14 protein-coding genes, 1 other RNA gene and 1 pseudogene are annotated in these 22628 nt (G+C 64.5%); 13 read left to right on the top strand and 3 right to left on the bottom strand.

Annotated elements, in window-relative coordinates; genetic code table 11:
- Positions 1-92 precede the first annotated feature (92 nt).
- A pseudogene (locus FFY45_RS03465) lies at positions 93-2997 on the top strand (TonB-dependent receptor).
- A 4-nt stretch (positions 2998-3001) separates the two neighbouring features.
- Here FFY45_RS03465 and FFY45_RS03460 read toward each other — a convergent pair.
- A non-coding RNA gene (locus tag FFY45_RS03460) (sX9 sRNA) lies at positions 3002-3078 on the bottom strand.
- Between the two features lie 233 nt (positions 3079-3311).
- Between FFY45_RS03460 and FFY45_RS03455 the strand changes: the two genes are divergently transcribed.
- Both FFY45_RS03455 and FFY45_RS03450 read left to right on the top strand, forming a co-directional pair.
- Positions 3312-4652 carry a histidine-type phosphatase gene (locus tag FFY45_RS03455; protein ID WP_255171859.1) on the top strand — a complete coding sequence of 447 codons (1341 nt, stop codon included), beginning with the start codon at positions 3312-3314 and terminating at the stop codon, positions 4650-4652.
- A 111-nt stretch (positions 4653-4763) separates the two neighbouring features.
- On the top strand, positions 4764-6068 hold the full coding sequence (locus tag FFY45_RS03450) for a jacalin-like lectin (protein WP_176339430.1): 1305 nt from the start codon (positions 4764-4766) through the stop codon (positions 6066-6068).
- A 249-nt stretch (positions 6069-6317) separates the two neighbouring features.
- Here FFY45_RS03450 and FFY45_RS03445 read toward each other — a convergent pair whose 3' ends face one another.
- Both FFY45_RS03445 and FFY45_RS03440 read right to left on the bottom strand, forming a co-directional pair.
- Positions 6318-6743 (bottom strand): type II toxin-antitoxin system death-on-curing family toxin, encoded by a 426-nt coding sequence (locus FFY45_RS03445; RefSeq protein ID WP_176339658.1) that lies wholly within the window; start codon positions 6741-6743, stop codon positions 6318-6320.
- Positions 6744-6751: 8 nt separating this feature from the next.
- Positions 6752-6973 carry an AbrB/MazE/SpoVT family DNA-binding domain-containing protein gene (locus FFY45_RS03440; RefSeq protein WP_006450805.1) on the bottom strand — a complete coding sequence of 74 codons (222 nt, stop codon included), beginning with the start codon at positions 6971-6973 and terminating at the stop codon, positions 6752-6754.
- Positions 6974-7131: 158 nt separating this feature from the next.
- On the opposite strand from FFY45_RS03440, the gene lexA reads away from it, so the two are divergent.
- The 10 genes from lexA (at position 7132) to FFY45_RS03390 (ending at position 22405) form a co-directional block, all read left to right on the top strand.
- The gene (gene lexA / locus FFY45_RS03435) at positions 7132-7749 is read left to right on the top strand and encodes a transcriptional repressor LexA (RefSeq protein ID WP_176339429.1); all 618 of its coding nucleotides are present in this window, start codon (positions 7132-7134) and stop codon (positions 7747-7749) included.
- Position 7750: 1 nt separating this feature from the next.
- The gene (gene imuA, locus FFY45_RS03430) at positions 7751-8404 is read left to right on the top strand and encodes a translesion DNA synthesis-associated protein ImuA (RefSeq protein ID WP_176339428.1); all 654 of its coding nucleotides are present in this window, start codon (positions 7751-7753) and stop codon (positions 8402-8404) included.
- Between the two features lie 9 nt (positions 8405-8413).
- Positions 8414-9832, top strand: a complete 1419-nt coding sequence (locus tag FFY45_RS03425; protein WP_176339427.1) for a Y-family DNA polymerase — start codon at positions 8414-8416, stop codon at positions 9830-9832.
- A gap of 166 nt (positions 9833-9998) precedes the next feature.
- Positions 9999-13250: an error-prone DNA polymerase gene (locus FFY45_RS03420; RefSeq protein WP_176339426.1), complete on the top strand. Its 3252-nt coding sequence runs from the start codon at positions 9999-10001 to the stop codon at positions 13248-13250.
- A gap of 347 nt (positions 13251-13597) precedes the next feature.
- Positions 13598-14416 carry an HDOD domain-containing protein gene (locus tag FFY45_RS03415; protein ID WP_043889015.1) on the top strand — a complete coding sequence of 273 codons (819 nt, stop codon included), beginning with the start codon at positions 13598-13600 and terminating at the stop codon, positions 14414-14416.
- Positions 14417-14767: 351 nt separating this feature from the next.
- Positions 14768-16738, top strand: a complete 1971-nt coding sequence (locus FFY45_RS03410; protein WP_176339425.1) for an OPT family oligopeptide transporter — start codon at positions 14768-14770, stop codon at positions 16736-16738.
- A 661-nt stretch (positions 16739-17399) separates the two neighbouring features.
- The gene (locus FFY45_RS03405) at positions 17400-18245 is read left to right on the top strand and encodes a transporter (RefSeq protein ID WP_176339424.1); all 846 of its coding nucleotides are present in this window, start codon (positions 17400-17402) and stop codon (positions 18243-18245) included.
- 368 nt (positions 18246-18613) lie between these two features.
- Positions 18614-20734 (top strand): alpha/beta hydrolase family protein, encoded by a 2121-nt coding sequence (locus FFY45_RS03400; RefSeq protein ID WP_176339423.1) that lies wholly within the window; start codon positions 18614-18616, stop codon positions 20732-20734.
- A gap of 321 nt (positions 20735-21055) precedes the next feature.
- A complete protein-coding gene (locus tag FFY45_RS03395; protein WP_176339422.1) occupies positions 21056-21538 on the top strand; it encodes a hypothetical protein in 483 nt (160 codons plus the stop codon).
- Between the two features lie 132 nt (positions 21539-21670).
- Positions 21671-22405, top strand: coding sequence for an AraC family transcriptional regulator (locus tag FFY45_RS03390; protein WP_176339421.1), 735 nt, complete (start codon positions 21671-21673; stop codon positions 22403-22405).
- Positions 22406-22628 lie beyond the last annotated feature (223 nt).

Here is a 22628-nt window from a genome sequence, read left to right as displayed (position 1 = left end):
TGTCGCTGTCGATCCTCGTAGTCCGGGTACAACGCAGCATTCCCGCCTTGCGGTGGTGCTGCGCATTGCTTCCTCCCCTACTGGATTCCCCGATGCGCCGTACGTTGTTTCTTTCGATCGCTCTCGCCCTGCATGCCGGCACTGCCGGCGCCCAGGCGGCACCCGCCACCATCGCGGTCGATGCGATTCCTGCACAGCCACTGGCGCGCGCGCAATGCGCTGTCGCGTCAGACCGGGCTGCAGTTTGTCTATGCCGCAGGCGTGGCCGGCAACCCGCAGACCCGCGCCACCGCTGCCGGCATTGCACCTGAGCAGGCCTTGCAGCAATTGCTCGATGGCACCGGCCTGCGTTACCGCTATCTCAATGCGACCACGGTGACGATCGAAACCGCCGAGCCAGCACCCGGCACGCCGCAAGCGGTTCCTGCAACCGCGGCCGTTGCAACGACCGCAACGGCACCAGTGCCGCGCGCAGACGCACCTGTGCAGGAGCTGGACAGCATCCAGGTGCTCGGCAGTTACGCCGGCAGCCTCAGCGCCGCACTGCGGCAGAAGCGCTACGCCGACAGCGTAGTGGATGTGATCGCTGCCGAAGACATCGGCAAGCTGCCGGCGCAGAACGTGGCCGAAGCGCTGCAGCGCGTGCCCGGCGTGTCGATCGTGCGCGATCGCGGCGAAGGGGTGTACGTGCGCGTGCGCGGCCTGGGCCCGAACTTCCAGGTCACCACGCTCAATGGCCAGACCATGGCGGTCAACGAAAACGTGCGCACTTCCGGTCAGACCGGGCGGCAGTTCCGTTACGACACATTGCCGGCCGAACTGGTCTCCGGGCTGGATGTGATCAAGAGCCCCACCGCCGATCTGGACGAAGGTGCGATCGGCGGCATCATCAACGTACGCACGTTCCGCCCGTTGGAACTGGGCAAGACGCTGACCAACGTGTCGCTGGAATCGAGCCAGGCCCAGCGCACCCAGGCCAACGATCCGCGTGTCTCCGGGCTGTTCAATTGGGTCAATGCCGAAGGCACCTTCGGCATGTTGATTTCCGGCGCGTATGCGCAACGTACGCTGCGCCAGGACCGCGTCAACGAGGTGAGCTGGGACTATTACCGCAACGGCGTGCCGGGTGTGCCCGGTGCCACTTACGTGCCCACCGGTCTGCGCCCGACGCTGGAGCTGGAAGAGCGCGAACGCACCGGTGTGGCTGCCTCGCTGCAGTGGAAGCCGAGCGCACAATGGGAAACCAACCTGGATCTGCTCTATGCCAAGCAGACCGTGCATTACGACGAGTACAGCATGGGCGTGGGCTTCGACAGCCTGGCCAAGCTGAGCAATCTGCGCGTGGAAAACGGCGGCATTACCGGTTTCGATTATCGCAACGGCCAGGTACAGATCTCGCGCGAAACCTCCGGCATCACCGACGACAACCGCAGTGCGCGCCTGTCCAGCACCTGGAGCGGCGACCGCTGGACGCTCGGCGCAGTGGCATTCCACTCGCAGGCGCACAGCTACGATTCGGACCCGATCCGGCGCACCCGTCTGCGCAGCGGCACCAACCTGTCGATGCGTGTGGACATGCCGCAAGCCGACGGCGACAACGTGCCCGATTGGAGCTTTACCAACGGCTTCGATCCAACCAACCCGGCCACCGTGGCAGGGCGCCGGCTGGAATGGCGCGAGATCGACGCGCGCGACAAGGAAGACGCACTGCAGTTCGATGCCAAGCGTGCGCTCGAGGGCAACTTCTTCCGCGACTTCAAGGTGGGCGCCAAGTATCGCCAGCGCTCGCGCACTTACGACCGCGCCGACCTGCTGCTCAACAGCATCGCCGGCGTGCGCTTCCCGGGCAGCAATTTCACTGCATTGCCGGTGGGCGACATGCTGGCCGATGCCAACGGCAACCTGCCGCGGCAATGGCTGGCGCCGATCGAATCCACGTTCTGGGGTAACTGGCCGACCAGCGCCGATCTCAGCAATACGCCCAATAGCGCCGACCTGCAGAATTCCTATGAGGTGCAGGAAAAGATCGCCTCGGCCTACGCGATGACCAACTTCGGCACCGAACTGGCCGGCCGCGAGCTACGCGGCAACCTCGGTGCGCGCGTGGTGCGCACCGAACAGGCCACCGATGGCCATGCCGATGTCAACGGCAGCGCGCAACCGGTGCACTTCGAGCGCAGCTACACCAATGTGCTGCCCTCGTTCAATGCAGCCTGGGACGTGCGCGAGGACATGGTGCTGCGCAGCTCCGCTGCCAAGGTGATCACGCGCCCGGACCTCACCGATCTGTCGTCCAAGCTCACCTTCAATTCCAGCGGCGAACGCTTCACCGCCAGTGGCGGCAATCCTGCGTTGCAGCCATTCGAGGCATGGCAGTACGACCTGACCTTCGAGTGGTACATCGATGGCACCTCGGCCCTGACCGGCGGGTTGTTCTACAAGGATATTTCCAGCTTTATCCAGACCCAGATGTCCAACCTTGTCTACGAAGGCCAGACCTATCTGCTGTCGTCCAAGACCAACGGCAGCAAGGCGATGGTGCAGGGCGCGGAAGTGGCGTACCAGCAGGTGTTTAGCGGCTTGCCGTCGCCGCTGGATGGCCTGGGCATGCAGCTCAACTACACCTGGACCGACAGTAAGGCCACCTATCACGACGGCGCCAGCAGTTTCACCGACAGCCTGGAAGGCGTTGCCAAGAACACCTACAACGCCGTGCTGTTCTACGAGAAGGGGCCGTTGATGGCACGCGTCAGCTACAGCTGGAGCGACGACATTCTCAACGCGGTCGGCACCGCCAATGTGGCCACGCTCAACAGCGACCAGTTCGGCAGCCTGGATGCGAACGTCGCTTACAAGGTCAACGACACGCTGTCGGTATTCGTCAATGCGATCAATCTCACCGGCGAAGTACAGCGCCAGTTCGTTGGCGATCACCTGTTCGGCGGCTATACCGACTACGGCCGCACCTGGTCGGTGGGGATGCGCGCGCGTTTTTGAGGGTGGCTGACACCACCTGGCGAGCAGTCGTCAGCTGGCTGCGGACGGCGCGCTTGTGGTCCGAGCGTAGGAGCGGTGCATGCCGCTCCTGCATCGGCCACGCCCACCTGACAGCTGCGCAGTTGCGTTGATCGCCGTTCCACGGTTGTCAGCGGCAGCCACTGCCGCTACTCGGCGCCTACTGCAGGGCGCCGCATGCAAGGCAGCATCGCCCGCATTGGCGCTGTTGCCAGCTGCATTGCGCGAGATCTCGCGCAATGCAGTGGGTGCACCACGTTTCGAGACCACTCATGTCATTACTGCCTCGTATCTGTATGTGTTTCTTTGTGCTGTTCGTTGCCGGTCCGGCTGCGTTGGAAGTGGCGCATGCCGCTGCCGCGGCGCCGGAGACGCTTGAAAAAGTCGTCATCCTCAAGCGCCACGGCGTGCGTGCGGCGATGTCCAGCCCGGAGCAGCTGGGCCGCTATTCCGCACGTCCCTGGCCACGCTTCGCTGTGCCGGCCGGCCACCTGACCGCGAACGGTGCGCATCTGGAAGCGTTGTTCGGAGCCTATTACCGCGCGCATTACGCACCTCTCGGTCTGTTCGATGGCGATGGCTGCGCCAACGTCTATTACTGGGCCAATCGCACCCAGCGCACCATCGCCTCGGCACGCGCGCTGGCAAGCACGCTCACGCCGGGGTGCACGAACACGGTGCACCACGTTGCCGTTGACGCGTCCGATCCACTGTTCGACGGTGCCCCGGCATTGCGGCAGCCGGCTGCCGCTGCATTGATGCGCGCGGCCATCGCCGGCCGCGTCGGTGGCGATGTTGCGGCCTGGAATGCGGCGCAACACGATGCGATCGACAGCCTGCAGCAATTGCTGCTGCAGTGCGCGCAGCGGCCGTGTCCAGCGCAGGCCGGTACCGGCAAACAACGCCTGGATGCGGTGCACTCGCGCATGGGCGATGCCCACGATGGAATCGCCGGTGTCGAAGGCCCGGCACCATCTGCATCGGGCATCAGCGAAAGCCTCCTGATGGGCTGGGCCGATGGACATGACTTTGCCGCGTTAGGGTGGCAAGGCGTGAACGAGGCCAGTCTGCTGCGCGCATTCGCACCGCATCAGGCCGAGTTCGCGCTGCGTCTGCGTGCGCCGACGGTGGCGCGCATGGCCAGTTCGCCGCTGGCCGCACGATTACTTGCGACCTTGCAGCAAGGCAGCACTGCCGACGCTGGCACTGATACTCACAGCAACGGCAACAGCAATGCCAGCGGCAACAGCAATGCACCGCACCCCACGCCGATCGGTGGCGATGCACGGCTGGTAGTGCTGTCCGGGCACGACGGCACGCTGACCTTACTGGCCGGCATGTTCGATCTGCATTGGCAGTTGCCCGGTTACCAGCCTGACCAGACCGTGCCCGGTGGCGCGCTGGTGTTCGAGCGCTGGCGCCGTGCCGATGGGCAGCGCGTGATCCGCTTGCGCTACACCGCGCAGACCCTGGCGCAACTGCGCGAACGCCGCGCGCTGACGCCACAGGCGCCGCCGCCCTCGTCGCCAGTGTTCATTCCCGGCTGCAGCAGCGCCACACCGGAGTACGACTGCCCACTGCCGACCCTGGCCAGCTTGATCGGCGCCGCAATCGACCCGCATTACCTGAGCGAATGACGCTGCACGCGGCCGGCCACGACCGGGGCGTGTGGTTGCATCGGCGCATCTGGCGCCGTTTCTCTGGCCACCGTGCCAGCCGCTGTTTCTCATCACTGCAAGAGGCGATTTATGCTCCACCAGCTACGTACTCTCGTCAGTCTCGGAATCACTCTCAGTCTTGCCTGTGCCGGCATCGCCCAGGCGCAAACAAACGTCGGCGTCCTAGATGTGCTGACCTACAACGTCGCCGGCCTGCCCGAAGGGCTGTCCAGCGGAACGCCGGCCACCAACACCGCACTGCTGGCGCCGAAACTGGCACCTTACGGCCTGGTCAATGTGCAGGAAGACTTCAACTACCACGCCGCGCTGTACGCCGGCGATGCGCATCCGTACCGCACCGCCACCAGCGGTGGTGCCGCCTTCGGCGACGGGCTCAATACGCTCAGCAACTATCCCTTCAGCGACTTCACGCGGATCAAGTGGAATCAGTGCAACGGCACCGACTGCCTGACCCCGAAGGGTTTCAGTTACATGCGCGTGCGCCTGGCAGACGGCGTGTTGCTGGACGTTTACAACGCGCATCCCAATGCCGGTGTCGAAGCAGGCGATCTGTCCGCACGCCGCGCCAACATCGGTCAGCTGGCGCAGTTCATCCAGACCTGGTCGTCCGGCAACGCGGTGTTGGTGATGATGGATTCCAACACGCGCTACACCCGCAGCGACGACAACATCCGCGAGCTGATCGCCTCCAACGGTTTGACCGATCCGTGGCTGGAATTGATCAAGGGCAGCGCACCGGCGGCCGGCGCTGAGCCGCTGCTCTGCGGCACGCCACCCACCAATGCCTGCGAAGTGGTCGACAAGATCCTGTACCGCGATGCGCCGCAACTGACCCTGGTGGCCAACCGTTACCAGCTCGATGGCGGCGGCTTCTACGACAGCGCAGGCAAGCCCTTGTCCGACCACTACCCACTGCATGCGCAGTTCGGTTGGGCAGTGGGCGATCGACTGCGCACCAGCGACCAGTTCGGTGGCCCGCACGGTATCCCGTTCAACGACCTGGCCGGCAACACCGGCGGTCGCCCGCTCAGCGGGGTGACCCTGCGCGGCGGCGCGCGCCTGGATGGCCTGGGTGTGATCCTGGACAGCGGCAAACTGCTCGCGCACGGCGGCAGCGGTGGGCAGGCGACCACGTTGTCGCTGGGCGCCAACGAAACGTTGTCCTCGGCCACATTCACGGTGGGCAAGTACAACGACCGCACCCGCGTGTTCTCACTGAGCCTGCGCACCAACAAAGGCCGCAGCGTGCAGGTGGGCACCCCGAGCAGCGAGACCTATACGCTGACTGCGCCCAGCGGCTGGCATATCGCCGGTTTCACCGGCCGCGCCGGCGACGAGATCGACAAACTGGGTGTGGTGTATGCGAAGGACTGAGCGTAGCTGACGCAATAGACTGCGTAACGAGCGTAACGAGCGTAACGCGTTGCGTAGCAGCGGCACGGCCAGGGATGGCCAGTGTTGCGTGAGCGGCTGCAGGCCCAGGCTTCAGCGATATTGACGCCCTGCTTGCTTGCATTCTTCACTGTGCACGGTGCAACGAGACCGCTGATGACGGAAGTAGAAACGCGCTGCACGGCTGCACGGCTCAAGCGCAAAGCAGAGTGCTATCAGCCGGAGGGATGCTCAGCCATAGGTGGGTCGTGTCTCATGGATATGCCGGTCGTCACGCAAACGCACCCTTGCCCGTAGCCACTGTGCAAACTGCTTCTCGCTCCAGGCGCCATCGGCCAATTGCATCATGGCGACGTACTTGTCTTCTTGCGATGCAATGAGCTCAGCACTATTGAGTCCAAGAAAGACGCGATAGCAGACATGGGCGGTGCGCTTGTTGCCATCCACAAACGGGTGATTGCGTGCCAGCCCATAGGCCAGGCTCGCAGTCAGTTCCACCAGGTCGGGCGGGGGATCGCCGTAGGAGAACAACTGTTGCGGGCGCGCCAGCGCCGAATCCAGCAAGGCTTCATCACGAACGCCAGCTGCGCCACCGTGCTCGCTCAACTGACGTTCGTGTATTGCCAAGGCAAGCGCGCGCTCGATCCAGACGACCATGCGCGTGTTCATTTGGCCAACTTGTGCAGCACCTGCCGATCCTCGCGCATCACCTGCTCGGCCACCTCCATCTGCGCGGCCAGGGTAGGGTCGAACGCGGTCAGCTTGATGCCGTCGGGCGTTTCCAGCGCATACAGTTCGTCGCCCTTGCCCAGGCGCAGGCGGGCCAGCAGTTCCTTGGGCAGGATGACGCCAGCGGAATTGCCGATGGAGGTGATCTTGAGTTTCATGGCGGCGCCCCTTGTTATTACGTAAGTTATAACTCGGTGCCCGGTCTGTCGCAAGCTCGCCCGCTGAATCGGCTCAGCAACCTGCATGTGCCAATCTCGCCTGCTGCGACCGACAGGTGTACAAATGTACACCTAGTCCCGGCTGGCCGTTTTCTTCCATGGAACCTCTCTCTCCCAAACGTGCGGCGGTGCTGACCTTCCTGCAGGAACAGGCCCGCGCAGGGGTGTCGCCCAGCCTGGCCGAGATTGCGCAGGCATTCGGCTTCGCCTCGCGCAATGCCGCGCAAAAGCACGTGCAGGCACTGGCCGAGGCCGGGTTGATCGAGCTGCTGCCCAATCAAAAGCGCGGTATCCGGGTGCCAGGCCGGATGAGGCCTGATCCGGCGCGCGATGCGGTGCTGGCCTTGCCGGTGCTGGGGCGGGTGGCGGCCGGTGTGCCGATCGGGGCGGATATCGGGCTGGATCGTCAGCTGTGGCTGGACCGCGCGCTGTTCTCGCTGCGCCCGGATTATCTGTTGCAGGTGCAAGGCGACTCGATGATCGACGACGGCATTCTGGACGGCGATCTGGTCGGTGTGCATCGCAGCAACGATGCGCGCGATGGGCAGATCGTGGTGGCGCGGGTGGATGGCGAAATCACCATCAAGCGGCTGGAGCGCGGCGACGAGCGCATCCGCCTGTTGCCGCGCAATCGCGCGCATGCGCCGATCGTGATCGCCGCCGATGCCGACTTCGCGATCGAAGGGCTGTATTGCGGTCTGATCCGGCAGGGTTGAGATGAGCCAGGAGCCCGCGCGCATCAGGCAGGACGGCAACGCGGCAGTGGCCTTGCCGCTGGATGCCTTGCTGGCCGCGCGCACGGTGTGGCGTGCGGGCCATGGCACGGCGATCGCCCATGGCGGCGAATCCACCGGGCATGCCGCCCTGGATGCGCTGCTGCCCGATGGTGGCTGGCCGCGGCGGGCGCTGACCGAATTGCTGTTGCCCGCGCACGGCGTAGGCGAGATCGCATTGTTGTTGCCCACGCTGGCACGCATGACCGGCGCCAGCAGCCGCGTAGTGCTCGTGGCGCCGCCGTTCATTCCCTACGCACCGGCCTGGCAGGCGGGCGGGGTGGTGCTGGAACATCTGGAAGTGGTGCAGGCTGAGCCGCGCGACGCCTTGTGGGCGTTCGAACAATGCCTGCGCAGCGGTGCCTGCGCGGCGGTATTGGGCTGGCCGCACACCGGCGATGCGCGCGCGTTGCGGCGGCTGCAAGTCGCCGCCGACAGCGGCAATTGCTGCGCATTCGCGCTGCGCGACCGCAAGCATGCGGTCAATGCATCGCCGGCCGCCTTGCGGCTGGAATTTCTGCCCGAGCGCGATGCCTGGCAGGTGCGCAAATGCCGCGGTGGGCAGGTCCCCTCGCAGCCGTTGCGGCTGGCGCATTGAGGCGCGCGCATGTTGTGGGCCTGCATACTGCTGCCGCAGCTGGCGCTGGACGCCGTCCTTCGGCGTCTGGAAGAGCCGCACGCGCCGCTGGTGTTGGTGGAAGGGCCGGCGCAGTTGCGCAGCCTGCATTCTGTCAACGCAGCGGCGTCTGCCGCCGGTCTGAAAGCCGGCATGCGGCTATCGGCGGCGCATGCGCTGATGGCCAATGTGCGCACCATCGATTACGACGCGCAGAGTGAGGCGCGCACGCAGCGGTTTCTCGCGGCGTGGGCGTACCGGCATAGTTCGTTGGTGAGCCAGCAATGGTCGCGCGCCATCGTGCTGGAAGCCGGTGCCAGTTTTCGGTTGTTCGGTCCGTGGCCACGTTTCGAGCGCCGCCTGCGCGATGAACTGCAGGCCTTGGGCTTCCAGCACCGGCTTGCACTGGCGCCTACGCCGCGCGCCGCGCGCGTGCTGGCTGGCTTACGCGATGGCATGGTCGTGACGCAGTTGCCGGCCTTGCACAGCACGCTCGACAAAGTGCCGGTACGCCGTGCCGCCTTGCCTGACGATGTGGGTGAGCGCCTGCAGCATATGGGCGTGCGCACGTTGGCGGCTGTGCGGGCGTTGCCGCGCGATGGGCTGCGTCGGCGTTTCGGTGCAGGACTGCTCGATCACCTGGACCGCCTCTACGGCCAGGTCGACGACCCCTTGGAGTGTTACGCACCGCCAGATCATTTCGACCAGCGTGTGGAACTGGGCTACGAGGTGGAAATGCATCCGGCGCTGTTGTTCCCGCTGCGGCGTTTGATCGGCGATCTGTGCACGTATCTGTCCATCCGCGATGGCGGCGTGCAACGGTTCTTGCTGCGACTGGAGCACGAACAAGGCGCCACCGATGTCGAGATCGGCCTGCTGACGCCGGAGCGTGCGCCCACGCTGTTGTTCGAGCTTGCACGCAACCGGCTGGAGCGGGTGGAGATTCCGCGCCCGGTAGTGGCGATGCGCCTGCTGGCGCGGCAACTGCCGCCGTTCGTGCCGGCCATGCGCGATCTGTTCGATCAGCGTGCGCAACAATCGGTGGAGTGGCCGCAGCTGCGCGAGCGCCTGCGCGCGCGGCTCGGCGATGAGGCGGTGTATCGCGTGCTGCCGGCCGACGACCCGCGCCCGGAACGCGCCTGGCGGCGCGCCATCGGCGATGCGGTGCGCGAAACCGATGCACCACCGCGCCCGCCGCGCCCCACCTGGTTGTTGCCACAGCCGGTGCCCTTGCACGATGCGCAGTTACGCATCGTCTCCGGCCCGGAGCGATTGGAAAGCGGCTGGTGGGACGACGACGAAGCACGTCGCGACTATTACGTCGTAGAAACTGCGCGCGGCCGACGTGGTTGGGCATTCGCCGCACCCGGCCGTGTGGATGGCTGGATGTTGCATGGGTGGTTCGCATGATCCGCCCCATGCCCCTGCGGCAACGGAGCACTGCTTGTCGGGCTGGTCACCGCAGCGGTGCCGCAAGCTTCCGATGCCACGCAATGAAAGAGTATCTGCAACGAGGCGATCTGCGGCTCACTGGAAAGATGGTGTGGTGGCAGCGCGATATTGAAGATGTGCGCCCATGAGCTGGGACGACGCCGTCGACGGTGTTGACCGCGATACGCCCGGCGGGCGCATGCCGCGTGCGTGGAATGTGGCAGCGCGATTGCGCGCGGCCAATGACGACATCACCCATGCGGCGGTGGCCGATGGCTTGCCTGCGTATGCCGAACTGCATTGCCTGTCGGACTTCTCGTTCCTGCGCGGCGCCTCCAGTGCCGAGCAGTTGTTCGCGCGCGCGCAGCACTGCGGTTACAGCGCGCTGGCCATCACCGACGAATGCTCGCTGGCCGGCATCGTGCGCGGCCTGGAAGCCTCGCGCGCCACCGGCGTGCGCCTGATCGTCGGCAGCGAATTCACCCTGGTCGATGGCACCCGCTTTGTGCTGCTGGTGGAAAACGCGCATGGTTATCCGCAACTGTGCGCGCTGATCACCACCGCGCGGCGTGCGGCGAGCAAGGGCACGTATCGGCTGGGGCGTGCCGAGGTGGAGGCGCAGTTTCGCGATGTCGCACCCGGCGTGTTCGCAGTGTGGATGCCCGGCGCGCAGCCGCAGGCCGAGCAGGGTGCCTGGTTGCAACAGGTCTTCGGGGAGCGTGCATTCCTGGCGGTGGAACTGCATCGCGAACAGGACGATGCCGCGCGGTTGCTTGCCTTGCAGTTGCTGGCGCAGCAGCTGGGCATGAGCGCGCTGGCCAGCGGCGATGTGCATATGGCGCAGCGCCGCGAGCGCATCGTGCAGGACACCTTGACCGCCATCCGCCACAGCTTGCCGTTGGCCGAGTGCGGCGCGCACCTGTTCCGCAACGGCGAGCGCCATCTGCGCACGCGCCGGGCCCTGGGCAACATCTATCCGGATGCGCTGTTGCAGGCCACGGTGGAGTTAGCGCAGCGCTGTACCTTCGATATTTCCAAGCTTGAATACACCTATCCGCGCGAACTGGTGCCGGAAGGGCATACGCCGGCGAGCTATCTGCGGCAGCTCACCGAAACAGGCATGCGTGAGCGGTGGCCGAATGGAACGCCGGCAAAGGTACGCGCCGACATCGAAAAGGAATTGGCGCTGATCGCCCACAAAAATTACGAAGCATTCTTTCTCACCGTGCAAGATGTGGTGCGCTTCGCACGTGATCAGCACATCCTGTGCCAGGGCCGTGGGTCTTCGGCCAATTCGGCGGTGTGTTATGCGCTGGGTATCACCGCAGTCAATCCGGATGAAACCCGTTTGCTGATGGCAAGGTTTCTCTCCGAAAAACGCGACGAGCCACCGGATATCGACGTCGATTTCGAGCACGAGCGGCGCGAGGAAGTGCTGCAGTACGTCTACACCAAATACGGCCGTGAACGCGCTGCGCTGGCGGCGACAGTGATCTGCTATCGCGGTAAAAGCGCGGTGCGCGACGTGGCCAAGGCGTTCGGTCTGCCACCGGACCAGATCGCCTTGCTGGCCAATTGCTATGGCTGGGGCAATGGCGAAACGCCGATGGAGCAGCGCATCGAAGAAGCCGGATTCGATCTTGCCAATCCACTGATCAACAAGATTCTTGCGGTGACCGAGCACTTGCGCGATCACCCGCGCCATCTGTCGCAGCATGTCGGCGGCTTCGTCATCTCCGATGAACCCTTGTCGCTACTGGTGCCGGTGGAAAACGCAGCGATGGCCGATCGCACCATCATCCAGTGGGACAAGGACGATCTGGAAACCATGAAGCTGCTCAAGGTCGATTGCCTGGCGCTGGGTATGCTCACCTGCATCCGCAAGACGCTGGAGTTGGTGAGCGGTCATCGCGGACGCGATTACACCATTGCCACTCTGCCAGGCGACGACAAGCCGACCTACAAGATGATCCAGCGCGCCGACACGGTGGGCGTATTCCAGATCGAATCGCGTGCCCAGATGGCGATGCTGCCGCGGCTCAAGCCTGCGGTGTTTTACGACCTGGTGATCGAAGTGGCGATCGTGCGTCCCGGCCCGATCCAGGGCGATATGGTGCATCCATATCTGCGCCGGCGGCAGGGACGCGAGGAAGTGAACTATCCATCGCCGGAGGTGGAAGACATCCTCAAGCCAACACTGGGTGTGCCGTTGTTTCAGGAGCAGGTGATGGAGCTGCTGATGCATGCCGCCGAATACACAGAGAGCGAAGCGGACAATCTGCGTCGTTCAATGGCAGCGTGGCGCCGTGGCGGTGACATGGAGCAGCACCGCACGCGCGTGCGCGAACGCATGCAGAACAGAGGCTACGCCTCCACCTTCATCGACCAGATCTTCGAACAGATCAAGGGCTTCGGCTCCTACGGCTTCCCGCAAAGCCACGCCGCCTCGTTCGCCAAGCTCGTCTACGCCAGCTGCTGGCTCAAACGTCACGAACCTGCAGCCTTCGCCTGCGGCTTGCTCAATGCGCAGCCGATGGGCTTCTATTCGGCCAGCCAGATCGTGCAGGACGCGCGCCGCGGCAGTCCTGAGCGCGCGCGCGTGGAGGTGTTGCCGGTGGATGTGCTGCATAGCGTCTGGGACAACACGCTGGTCGGTGGCCGGCCATGGTGTAGCGACGAAGACCCTGGCGAACAACCGGCGATCCGTCTGGGCATGCGTCAGGTCGCTGGATTATCGGAAGGGGTGGCACATCGTATTGTCGCTGCACGCGTGCAGCGAGCCTTCGCCGACATCGGTGATCTGTGCCTGCGCGCCGCACTCGATGAGAAGGCACGCCTGGCATTGGCCGAAGCCGGCGCCTTGCAAGGCATGGTGGGCAATCGCAATGCTGCGCGCTGGGCGATGGCCGGCGTGGAAGCGCGGCGGCCGCTGCTGCCTGGTAGCCCCGAAGAGCGCCCGGTGGAATTCGAGGCGCCGCGCGCAGGCGAAGACATCCTGGCCGATTACCGCTCGGTCGGCCTGAGCCTGCGCCAGCACCCGATGGCGCTGCTGCGCCCGCAGATGCGGCAGCGACGCATCCTCGGCCTGCGTGAACTACAAGGCCGCAACCACGGCAGCGGTGTGCATGTCGCCGGCCTGGTCACCCAGCGCCAGCGCCCGGCCACTGCCAAGGGCACCATCTTCGTCACCCTGGAAGACGAGCACGGCATGATCAACGTCATCGTCTGGTCGCACCTGGCGCTACGCCGCCGCCGCGCACTGCTGGAATCGCGCCTGCTGGCGGTGCGCGGCCGCTGGGAACGCGTGGATGGCGTGGAGCACCTCATCGCCGGCGATCTGTACGACCTCAGCGAGCTGCTCGGCGAAATGCAACTGCCCTCGCGCGATTTTCATTGAGGCTTTGCCGGCAAAATTGACCAACACCGGCATCGCGTTACGGTCACGATTCCAGACCAGGTCTATCGGCATCCATCATCCGTAGTTATCGCCGTCCTCGACCACATTGCCCAGCTGCCAGCATCGCCGCATGGCGCTGTGTTCGCTGTGGCGTTGCAGTGTTCCATGCGCGACGCGCAGCGCCCTACGCAGGCGCGCAAAATCCAATGGCGCTGCGGTTTGGCGCCCAGTGATGGCGATGGCGTGGTCACGCCAGGGCATGCAGCGGGCTAGTGACTTTCAAGCGGCCTGTACGACACCATGGCGGGCGCAGTTGCGCTGACCCATTTCTTTCCCACGAGGCGATCATGAAGTTGGAGGTTTTGTTTGACCAGTTGCATACCTTGCCCACGGTGCCCAAGGTGGCGCAGGACCTGATTCGTCAGTTCGATGATCCGAACACCAACATCGATGTGTTGGCGCACACCATCGAGCGCGATCCGGTGATCGCCGCCAAGGTGTTGCGGCTGGCCAATTCGGCGCGCTTCCATGGCCTGCGCGATTCCACCAGCGTCGAAGACGCGGCCATGCGGTTGGGCTTCAACACGCTGCGCACGTTGGTGCTGGCCTCGTCGATGACCGGCGCGTTTCATGCCGGCCCCAGTTTCGATCTCAACGCCTTCTGGCGGCACAGTTTCGGCGTGGCCGGCATCTGCCGGTTGCTGGCGCGCCAGCACGGGCTCGATCCGGAAACCGCGTTTACCTGCGGCATGATGCACAACATCGGCGAGTTGCTGATCCAGTCCGGCGCGCCGGAATACGCCAGCCGCATCAATCACGACACCTCCTCTGCCGGTCATGCGGCTGAAGAAACCCTGCAGTTGGGGTTTGGTTACCCGGAAGTGGGCGCCGAGCTGGTGCGTCGCTGGCAGTTGCCGGCCGTGATCCAGCAAGCCATCGCCTATCAGGTCCGCCCGGCCGCCGCACCGGAAGGCGCGTTGATGCCGCTGCTGCTTGCCCAGGCCGTGCATGTGTCAGACGCACTGCGCGCGCACGACGGAGACATCCCGGCGGCACTGGAATCGGCACGCGGGCCATTGATGGACACGGTGGATCTGGACGCGTTGTTCGCCGAGCTGCCGGAGGTGATTGAGGCCTACCTGGCGTTTGCCGAAGCGCTGCGTTGAGCGAGCAGTTGCAGTGATGCGGTAGGCGCACTGCGATCAGACCGGCGCGCTGACGCAACACAAGCGCGCCGGTATCCGAGTGATCCATGCGCCGCCGATCGCCAGCCGCGTTCGCCTGATCAAGACGCGGTCGTTTTTGCAAGCAGTCACCAGTCACTGCAGTACGCGTCTTGCAAGCCAGGCGCGTGCTGCGGTCGATTCGATCGTGCAGTGCGCTCCTGACTCTCCCGGTGCAACGTCCCGCGTACTCCACCCGCCATAACAGGCACACTGTCACGCCGCGACGCAGCTGGACGGAACCGCGCACAGGCGCTAGCGTGGTCCGGATTTTTTGCCACAGGGGAACTGCCCATGAGCCATGACGCGCAGCCGCGCCAGCTCACCTTTCGTGCCGTCGTGCTGTCCATCGTGCTGGCGGTGGTGCTTTCGGCCGCCAATGCCTATCTCGGCCTGTTTGCCGGCCTGACCATCGCCACCGCCATTCCGGCCGCGGTCGTCTCGATGGGCGTGCTGCGCCTGCTCGGCGGCGGCACCATCCTGGAAAACAACATCGTCCAGACCGGTGCCTCGGCGGGGTCGTCGATCGCGGCGGGGGTGATCTTCACCATTCCCGCGCTGGTGATCATGGGCTATTGGCCGGACTTCAAATACTGGTGGGTGCTCGGCATCGCCGGCATGGGCGGGTTGCTCGGGGTGCTGTTCTCGGTGCCGTTGCGGCGCTCGATGATCGTCGAAGACCCGCTGCCGTTCCCCGAAGGCAAGGCCGCGGCCGAAGTGCTCAAGGCCGGTGCAAACCCCGGTCCGGGTCTGAAGATCCTGGCCATCTCCGGTGCCATCGGCGCACTGGTCAAGCTGGCTGCGGCCAGCGGCCTGCGGGTGATTCCGGACACCTGGGCGCAGGCCACGTACCTGGGCAGTAGCCGGCTGGTGGGGTATCTGGGCACCAACCTGTCGCCGGCGCTGCTGGGCGTGGGGTACATCGTCGGCTTGAATGTCGGCATCGTGGTGTTGTCTGGCGCGATCCTGTCCTGGCATATCGCCATCCCGCTGTATCAGCAATTCTTCATGGGCTCGGATCCGGCATTGGCGCAGAGCCTGATCGATGCACCGGCGGCCGACGCGGCATTCGCCATCTGGGGCGCGAAGATCCGTTATCTCGGCGTCGGCGCGATGTTGATCGGTGGCGTGTGGACCTTGTTCTCGCTGCGCAAGTCGCTGTTGTCCGGCGTCAAGAGCGGCTTTGCCGCCGCGCGCAAGAGCGGTGGCGGTGTGGTCGCCGAGACCGAGCGCGACCTGCCGATGAAGTGGATGCTGGTGGCGTTGGTGCTGTGCACCTTGCCGCTGCTGGGCCTGTATCAGGCGATCGTGCAGCAATGGCACGTGTCGATCCCGATGACCATCATCATGATCGTGGCCGGCTTTCTGTTCGTGTCGGTGTCCGGGTATCTGGCCGGGTTGATCGGCTCATCCAACAATCCGGTGTCCGGCATCACCATCTCCACCATCCTGTTCGCCTCGGCGGTGCTGGTGCTGCTGCTCGGCAAGGACGGCCTGGTGCCGGCCGGTATCGGCGGCGCGCCGCTGGGCGCGGTGGCGGCGATCATGATCGGCGCGGTGGTGTGCTGTGCGGCGGCGGTGGGCGGCGACAATCTGCAGGATCTAAAGACTGGCTATCTGGTTGGAGCCACGCCTTGGAAGCAGCAGCTGATGCTGGGCATCGGTGCGTTCTCCTGCGCGCTGATCATGGCGCCGGTGCTGAACTTGTTGGCACAGGCGTACGGCATCGGCCCGGCCACCCCGCAGCATCCAAACTCGCTCGCTGCACCGCAGGCCACGCTGATGGCTTCGGTCGCCAAGGGATTGTTCGGTGGTGAACTGCCTTGGGCGATGATCGCCATCGGTGCCGGCGTGGGCGCGGCGATCATCGCGCTGGACGAATGGCTGAAGAAAACCGGCAAGCGCTTCCGCGTGCCGGTGCTGGCCGCGGCGATCGGTATCTACCTGCCGCTGGAACTGATGGTGCCGATCTTCATCGGTGGCCTGATCGCGCACCTGGTGGAGCGCTTCCACAAGATCCGCGCCGACGACGAAGACGGCCGCGATCGCGTGCACCGCCCGGGCGTGCTGTTCGCTGCCGGCCTGATCACCGGCGAGGCGCTGATGGGCATCGCCATTGCGGTGCCGATCGTGCTGTCCAGCCGCGCCGATGTGCTGGCATTGCCGGCTGGCTTGCAGCTCAACCAATGGTTCGGCCTGGCGATCCTCGCCCTGGTCGGCTGGCTGCTGTATCGCGTCGGCAAGCGCGGCGAACAGACTGCCTGAGCGTGATGCAGCATTGAGGCATGCGCTTGCATGCCTCATCCCGACGGACACGCATCGCTGATGCGTGTCCGTTTTTCGTTGTGGCATTGCGATCGCCTTGCCGCTGTGCTGATTACATCGCGATATACGCTGGTCGACTGCAAGCGCATTGCCAGGGAACTGCGCGTGCATCAGCAGTCCCACGCGACACGGCGTATCGAATCACCGCTGCAACCGCATGGCAGTGGGCCTCATTTGACTGTCAGCGCTTCGGCAATTGCGTTTCCTTTGCGTCGGCTTTACGCCACACGCAGGCGCCATGCATAGCGACTTTATGCCGCTGCTCCGTATCGTGCCGTTTCCCGCACGGATGGTGCGCCACGGCTACTGCATGCCTCGATCGATCCCGATGACACCCCGCGACGCAGGTTCTCGCACCGCGTAACGCTGCGATGGATGTCAGTGAAAGTGCTACTCACATCACGCTGTGCAACATCGGCTTGCGGTTGCGGTCGCTTTTGTCATGGTTGGCCCCTATGGGCCTGCAGACGCCTATAAGATCGATTGGCAGGACGTCGCCCGTCGGCGGCCATGCAGTCGTTCTACCTCCACGTGCATTTCCCCCTCCCTAACGCTGACCGTTCACACGATCTGTCCAGCGTCTTGCCATGGAACCACTGCAATGCTGACTGCTATCTCCAAGCGCTCCACCCGCGCGCCACGCGCACCGTTGTTGACCATCGCACTGGCCGGCGTGCTGTGCAGCCTGGCGCTGCAGGCGCAGGCACAAGACGCCACCGAGGCGGCGTTGTGTACCGATCGCCCGACCAAGGCCAATTCCACCTGTACCGTGCCCACCGGCGCGTGGCAGCTGGAAACCGACATCGGCAGCTATACCCGCGACAGCCAGCCCGGCACGCGCATCGAAACCTCCTATTTCACCAATCCCACGCTCAAGTACGGCGTCAGCGACCGCATCGATCTGCAGCTCAACTGGGCGCCGCAGCTGCAGGTCAAAACCACCGATCGCGCTACCGGTGCACGCAGCAGCCTGAGCGGCGGCGGCGATATCTTTCTACGGATGAAGGCGCGTTTCTACGAAAGCGACACCGCCAGCGTGGCGCTGCTGCCGTTCGTCAAGGCACCGACCGCGCGTACCGGCTTGGGCAACGACGAGTGGGAAGGCGGCGTCGCATTGCCGATCAATTTCGTGTTGCCCAATAGCTTCTCGCTGACCCTCGGGCCAGAGGTGGATTGGCTGGCCGACAGCGATGGCAGCGGCAACCATGTCGCGATCGTCAATGCGATCAACCTGGCGCATCCGCTCACCTCGAAGTTGTCGATGGCGGTAGAAGTGTGGTCTTCGATCAATCGCGACCCCGCGGAAACCATCGAACAGTATTCGGCCGACATCGCGGCTGCGTATCTGCTCAACCCGCTGTTGCAACTGGATGTGGGCGCCAACTTCGGCCTCAACGACCGCACCCCGGACGCGCAGGTGTATGTGGGGATGTCGCATCGCTTCTGATGTGTTGAAGCGGAGTATCACTGCGCTATAAAAACCGCGTGGGTAGCAGCGGTGCGATAAGACATTGCGTGGTGCCGGTTGACCGGCACCACGTTGCCTGCGTGCTGTAAGCATCGTGCGATTCACGACTAACCGCCTGCCTCTGCTGCGCAGTGACACCCCTGCGTCCCGGCCGATCGCATATCGATACCGCTGCAAGATTTTGCTTCAATGCAGCACACTCCACTTTTACATGCATCGCTAGCTGCGCATTTTTCCAGCTAGTCCGGCATGCACATGCCGCCACACAGGCAGACCCAACCGCAAGCCTTTGCGCGCTCGCTACGGCAACGCCTACCATCGACGTTTTGCCGTTGCGGGAACTCTCGATGAAGCTTCGTTACGCCGTGTTGCCCCTGTGTCTGTTGGCCGCCTTGCCAAGTCTTGCCGCCGCGCGCGGTTTCGATGTGCGCGACATGGTGGCGTTGGACCGTGTGTCCGCACCCACGCTCAGCCCCGATGGCAGCGTGCTGGTATTTGCCAAGCGGCAGGCCAAGAGCAGCAACGGCAAACCGGCCACCGGTCTGTGGATGCGCAACCTGCGGACCCGCGATGCAGCGCCGCCCAAACGGCTGACTCCGGAAGGCTGGAATGTCAACAGCCCGGCGCTGTCGCCGGATGGCAAGACGGTGTATTTCCTCAGCAGCAGATCCGGCACCCAGCAGCTGTACGCGCAACCGCTGACCGGCGGCACCCCGCAGCAACTCACCGCGTTTGCGGTGGACGTGGACAGCTACAAGCTCTCGCCCGATGGCAAGCGCATTGCCTTCAGTGCCGGCGTGTTCCAGGACTGCGGCTCGGATCTGGGTTGCACCAAGACCAAGCTCGCCAGCGTCAAGAACGCCAAGGCCAGCGGCGTGGTGTACGACCAGTTGTTCGTGCGGCATTGGGACACCTGGAACGACGGCCGCCGCAACACGCTATTCGTCGCAGACCTGCCTGCCGCCGGCGCCAAAGCGGTGATCGGTGCCTCGGCGATCAGCGCCACGCTGGCCGGCGATGCGCCGTCCAAGCCGTTCGGCGGCAATGACGATTACACCTGGTCGCCCGATGGCAGCAGCGTGGTGGCCAGCGTGCGCGTGCCGCAGCCGCATGGTCCTGAGGCAGGCAAGAATGCAAAGGCCGGCAGCAAGCCCACCGGCAACGACGAGCCGTGGCAGACCAACTTCGATCTGTACCGGCTGGATGCGGCCGGCAAGTCCGCACCGGTCAATCTGACCGCGTCCAACCCGGCCTGGGATGCCGGCCCGGTGTTCAGCAGCGATGGCAAGACGCTGTACTACCGCGCAATGAAACGCCCCGGTTTCGAAGCCGACCGCTTCGGCCTGATCGCGATGGATGTCGCCAGCGGCAAGACCCGCGAAATCGCGCCCAAATGGGACCGCTCGGCCGGCGAAATCGTATTGAGCGATGACGGCGCCAGCCTCTACACCAGCGCCGACGACCTCGGCGAGCACCCATTGTTCAAGATCGATATTGCCAGCGGCGATGCGACCAAGCTGGTAGGCGAGGGCAGCGTGCATGCGCCGACGCTGGCCGGCAACACGTTGGCGTTTACACGCAATTCGTTGAAGAGCGGCGATCAGGTATTTGTCAGCGATGTGCAGGGCCAGGGCCTGCGTGCGATTACCCAAAACGCGGGCGAATTGCTGCCCGACGTGCAGTTCGGCGACTACGAACAGTTCCAGTTCAAGGGCTGGAACAACGACACCGTGCATGGCTACGTGGTCAAGCCCTACAACTATCAGGAAGGCAAGACCTATCCGGTGGCGTTCCTGATCCACGGCGGGCCGCAGGGCAGCTTCGGCAATGGCTGGAGCAACCGCTGGAATCCGCAGACCTATGCCGGGCAGGGCTACGCGGTGGTGATGATCGACTTCCACGGTTCTACCGGTTACGGCCAGGACTTCACCGATGCGATCAGCCAGCATTGGGGCGACCGCCCGCTGGAAGACCTGCAGAAGGGCTGGACCGCCGCGCAGAAGCAGTACGGCTTCCTCAACGGCGACAAGGCCTGTGCGCTGGGCGCCAGCTACGGCGGCTACATGGTCTACTGGATGGCGGGCAACTGGAATCAACCGTGGAAGTGCCTGGTCGATCACGACGGCGTGTTCGACAACCGCACCATGGGCTACGCCACCGAAGAATTGTGGTTCAGCGAATGGGAAAACGGCGGCACGCCGTGGCAGAACCCGGCCGGCTACGAGAAGTTCAACCCGGTGCTGCACGTGGACAAGTGGAAGGTGCCGATGCTGGTGATCCACGGCCAGCAGGATTTCCGCATCCCGGTCGAACAAGGCCTGGCCGCGTTCACCGCGCTGCAGCGCAAGGGCATCGACTCCAAGTTCCTGTATTTCCCGGACGAGAACCACTGGGTGCTCAAGCCGGACAACAGCGTGCTGTGGCACGACACCGTCAACAGCTGGCTGAAGCAGCATATCGGCCAGTGATGCTTCACCCGGCACCCCGCCTGGTGCGGGGTGCCGGGTGATCACTGCCTGGATCCTGTGGTCGGTCGGCGCGATCGATCCTGCAACGGCAATGGCTGCGCCATTCGCAGGTGCAGCCGGCCTTGCCCAAACTGCGGATCGGCCATGTCGATGAAACCCGTTGAGTCAATGGGCTGCTTGGCCCGGGTCGGCAGCCCATTCGGGGGCCGAAGGCCGGTTAACTGCCGGCAGGCCACGGCTGCCGCAGCGCACCCAAGCCATGTCAAAATAGCGATTCTTTAACTTCTTCAGTTCCCTGCCAGGATCGCAAGGACCGTTTGCATGCGCACGTTATTCCGCCCCTCGTTGTTGGCAGTCGTCCTACTCTGTAGTCCTGCCTTGCATGCCGCATCGCGGCCTGCGGCTGTGCGTGCGCCTGTTTCGGCGCCGGCGCCTGCGAATGGTGCCGCCGCCGTCGGTGGCGATACTGTGGCCAGCGACCCGATCGTGCCGTTGCCGGCCACGCTGAAGTCCGGCATGGGCTACCGCGCGTTCGCGCAGACGGTGATGGAGCAGGGCTGGCAGCCGGTGGACCCGCTGGCCGCCGACAGCTGCATGGCCGCAGGCGATTGCGTTGTCGAATTCGTTGCCCCCGGCGGGAGTGCGCGGCTGCGCGTGCAGGTCGGGTCGCAGGCCGGCGCAGCCGTGGCGAGCAGCTGGCAAGCGCGGCAGGTGCCGTTGAATCGCATCGGCAACCCCACGGCATCGGCCGTGGATGCCAAGGCCGCACCGGCGGCGGCAAACGTGGCCGACACGCCGCGCTGAGCGTGGTCCCGTAGAGCCCAGGCGCGCGGCGTATCATGGCGCTGCGTGCGTTGCGATGTGCACTGATGGTGCGCTTAGCACAGTCGCGTCTTTCCTGATCCTGAGTCCATTGGCCTGCATGAATCCTCCTGCATGAAGAGCATCGATCCTGCCGATCTGGAAGCGCTGTTCGATGCCGTGCCGGACGTGCTGTTCTTCGTCAAGGATCGCGAGGGCCGCTACACCCACGTCAACCAGACCATGCTGCGGCGGCTGGGGCTGAAGTCGCGCAAGGAGCTGATCGGCAAGCGCGTTGCCGAGGTCTATCCCAGCGGCTTGGGCGCCAATTACGCCAATCAGGACGAGCAAGTGCTGGCCGGTGCGGTGATCGACAACCTGCTGGAGCTGCATCTGTTCGCCAACCGCGAACCGGGTTGGTGCCTGACCTGCAAACGTCCGCTGCTGGTGGACGGCAAGGTACAGGGCATCATCGGCATCTCGCGCGATCTGGGGCCGCAGGATGGGCATGAATCGCAGTACGAAAAACTACGGCTTGCGCTGGCGTATCTCAACGCCAACTACGCACAGAACGTCCGGATGCAGGCGCTGGTGGAAATCACCGGATTTTCGATGTCCAAACTGCAACGCTCGTTTCGCAAGGTATTCCAGCTCACGCCGCAACAGGTGCTGGCCAAACTACGCCTGCAGATGGCGATGCATCTGCTGCACGGAAACAAGAGCCTCACCGAAATCGGGCATGCCTGCGGTTTCAGCGATCAAAGCGCCTTTGCACGGCAATTCAAGCTGGCGGTCGGCATGACGCCACGCGAGTACCGCGCGCTGGCTAACGCTGCGCAGTTTCCTGCCGAAACGTCTGAGAATATCTAAACAAGACGACTGCGCAGCAGCTGAGTTAGTTGAGTGTGTGGTGCCTCAATGCTGGTGCCCTCAATGCAGCAGCAGAGAGTTGCGTCAAAAGCTGAGTTGGTCGAGCGTGCGGTGCCCTCACCGCTCGCGGGACACGCCGTGAATCCGTCCGTGGAGGCTCGGTGGCGGCATCCATGCCGCCACACGGTCCCGCAATCGGTGAGGACACCGCTCCAGAAAGTGA

Origin of the sequence: Xanthomonas hortorum (genome assembly GCF_011305375.1) — a bacterium.
Taxonomy (GTDB): domain Bacteria; phylum Pseudomonadota; class Gammaproteobacteria; order Xanthomonadales; family Xanthomonadaceae; genus Xanthomonas; species Xanthomonas hortorum_E.
This window is presented reverse-complemented; position numbering and strand designations above follow the sequence as displayed.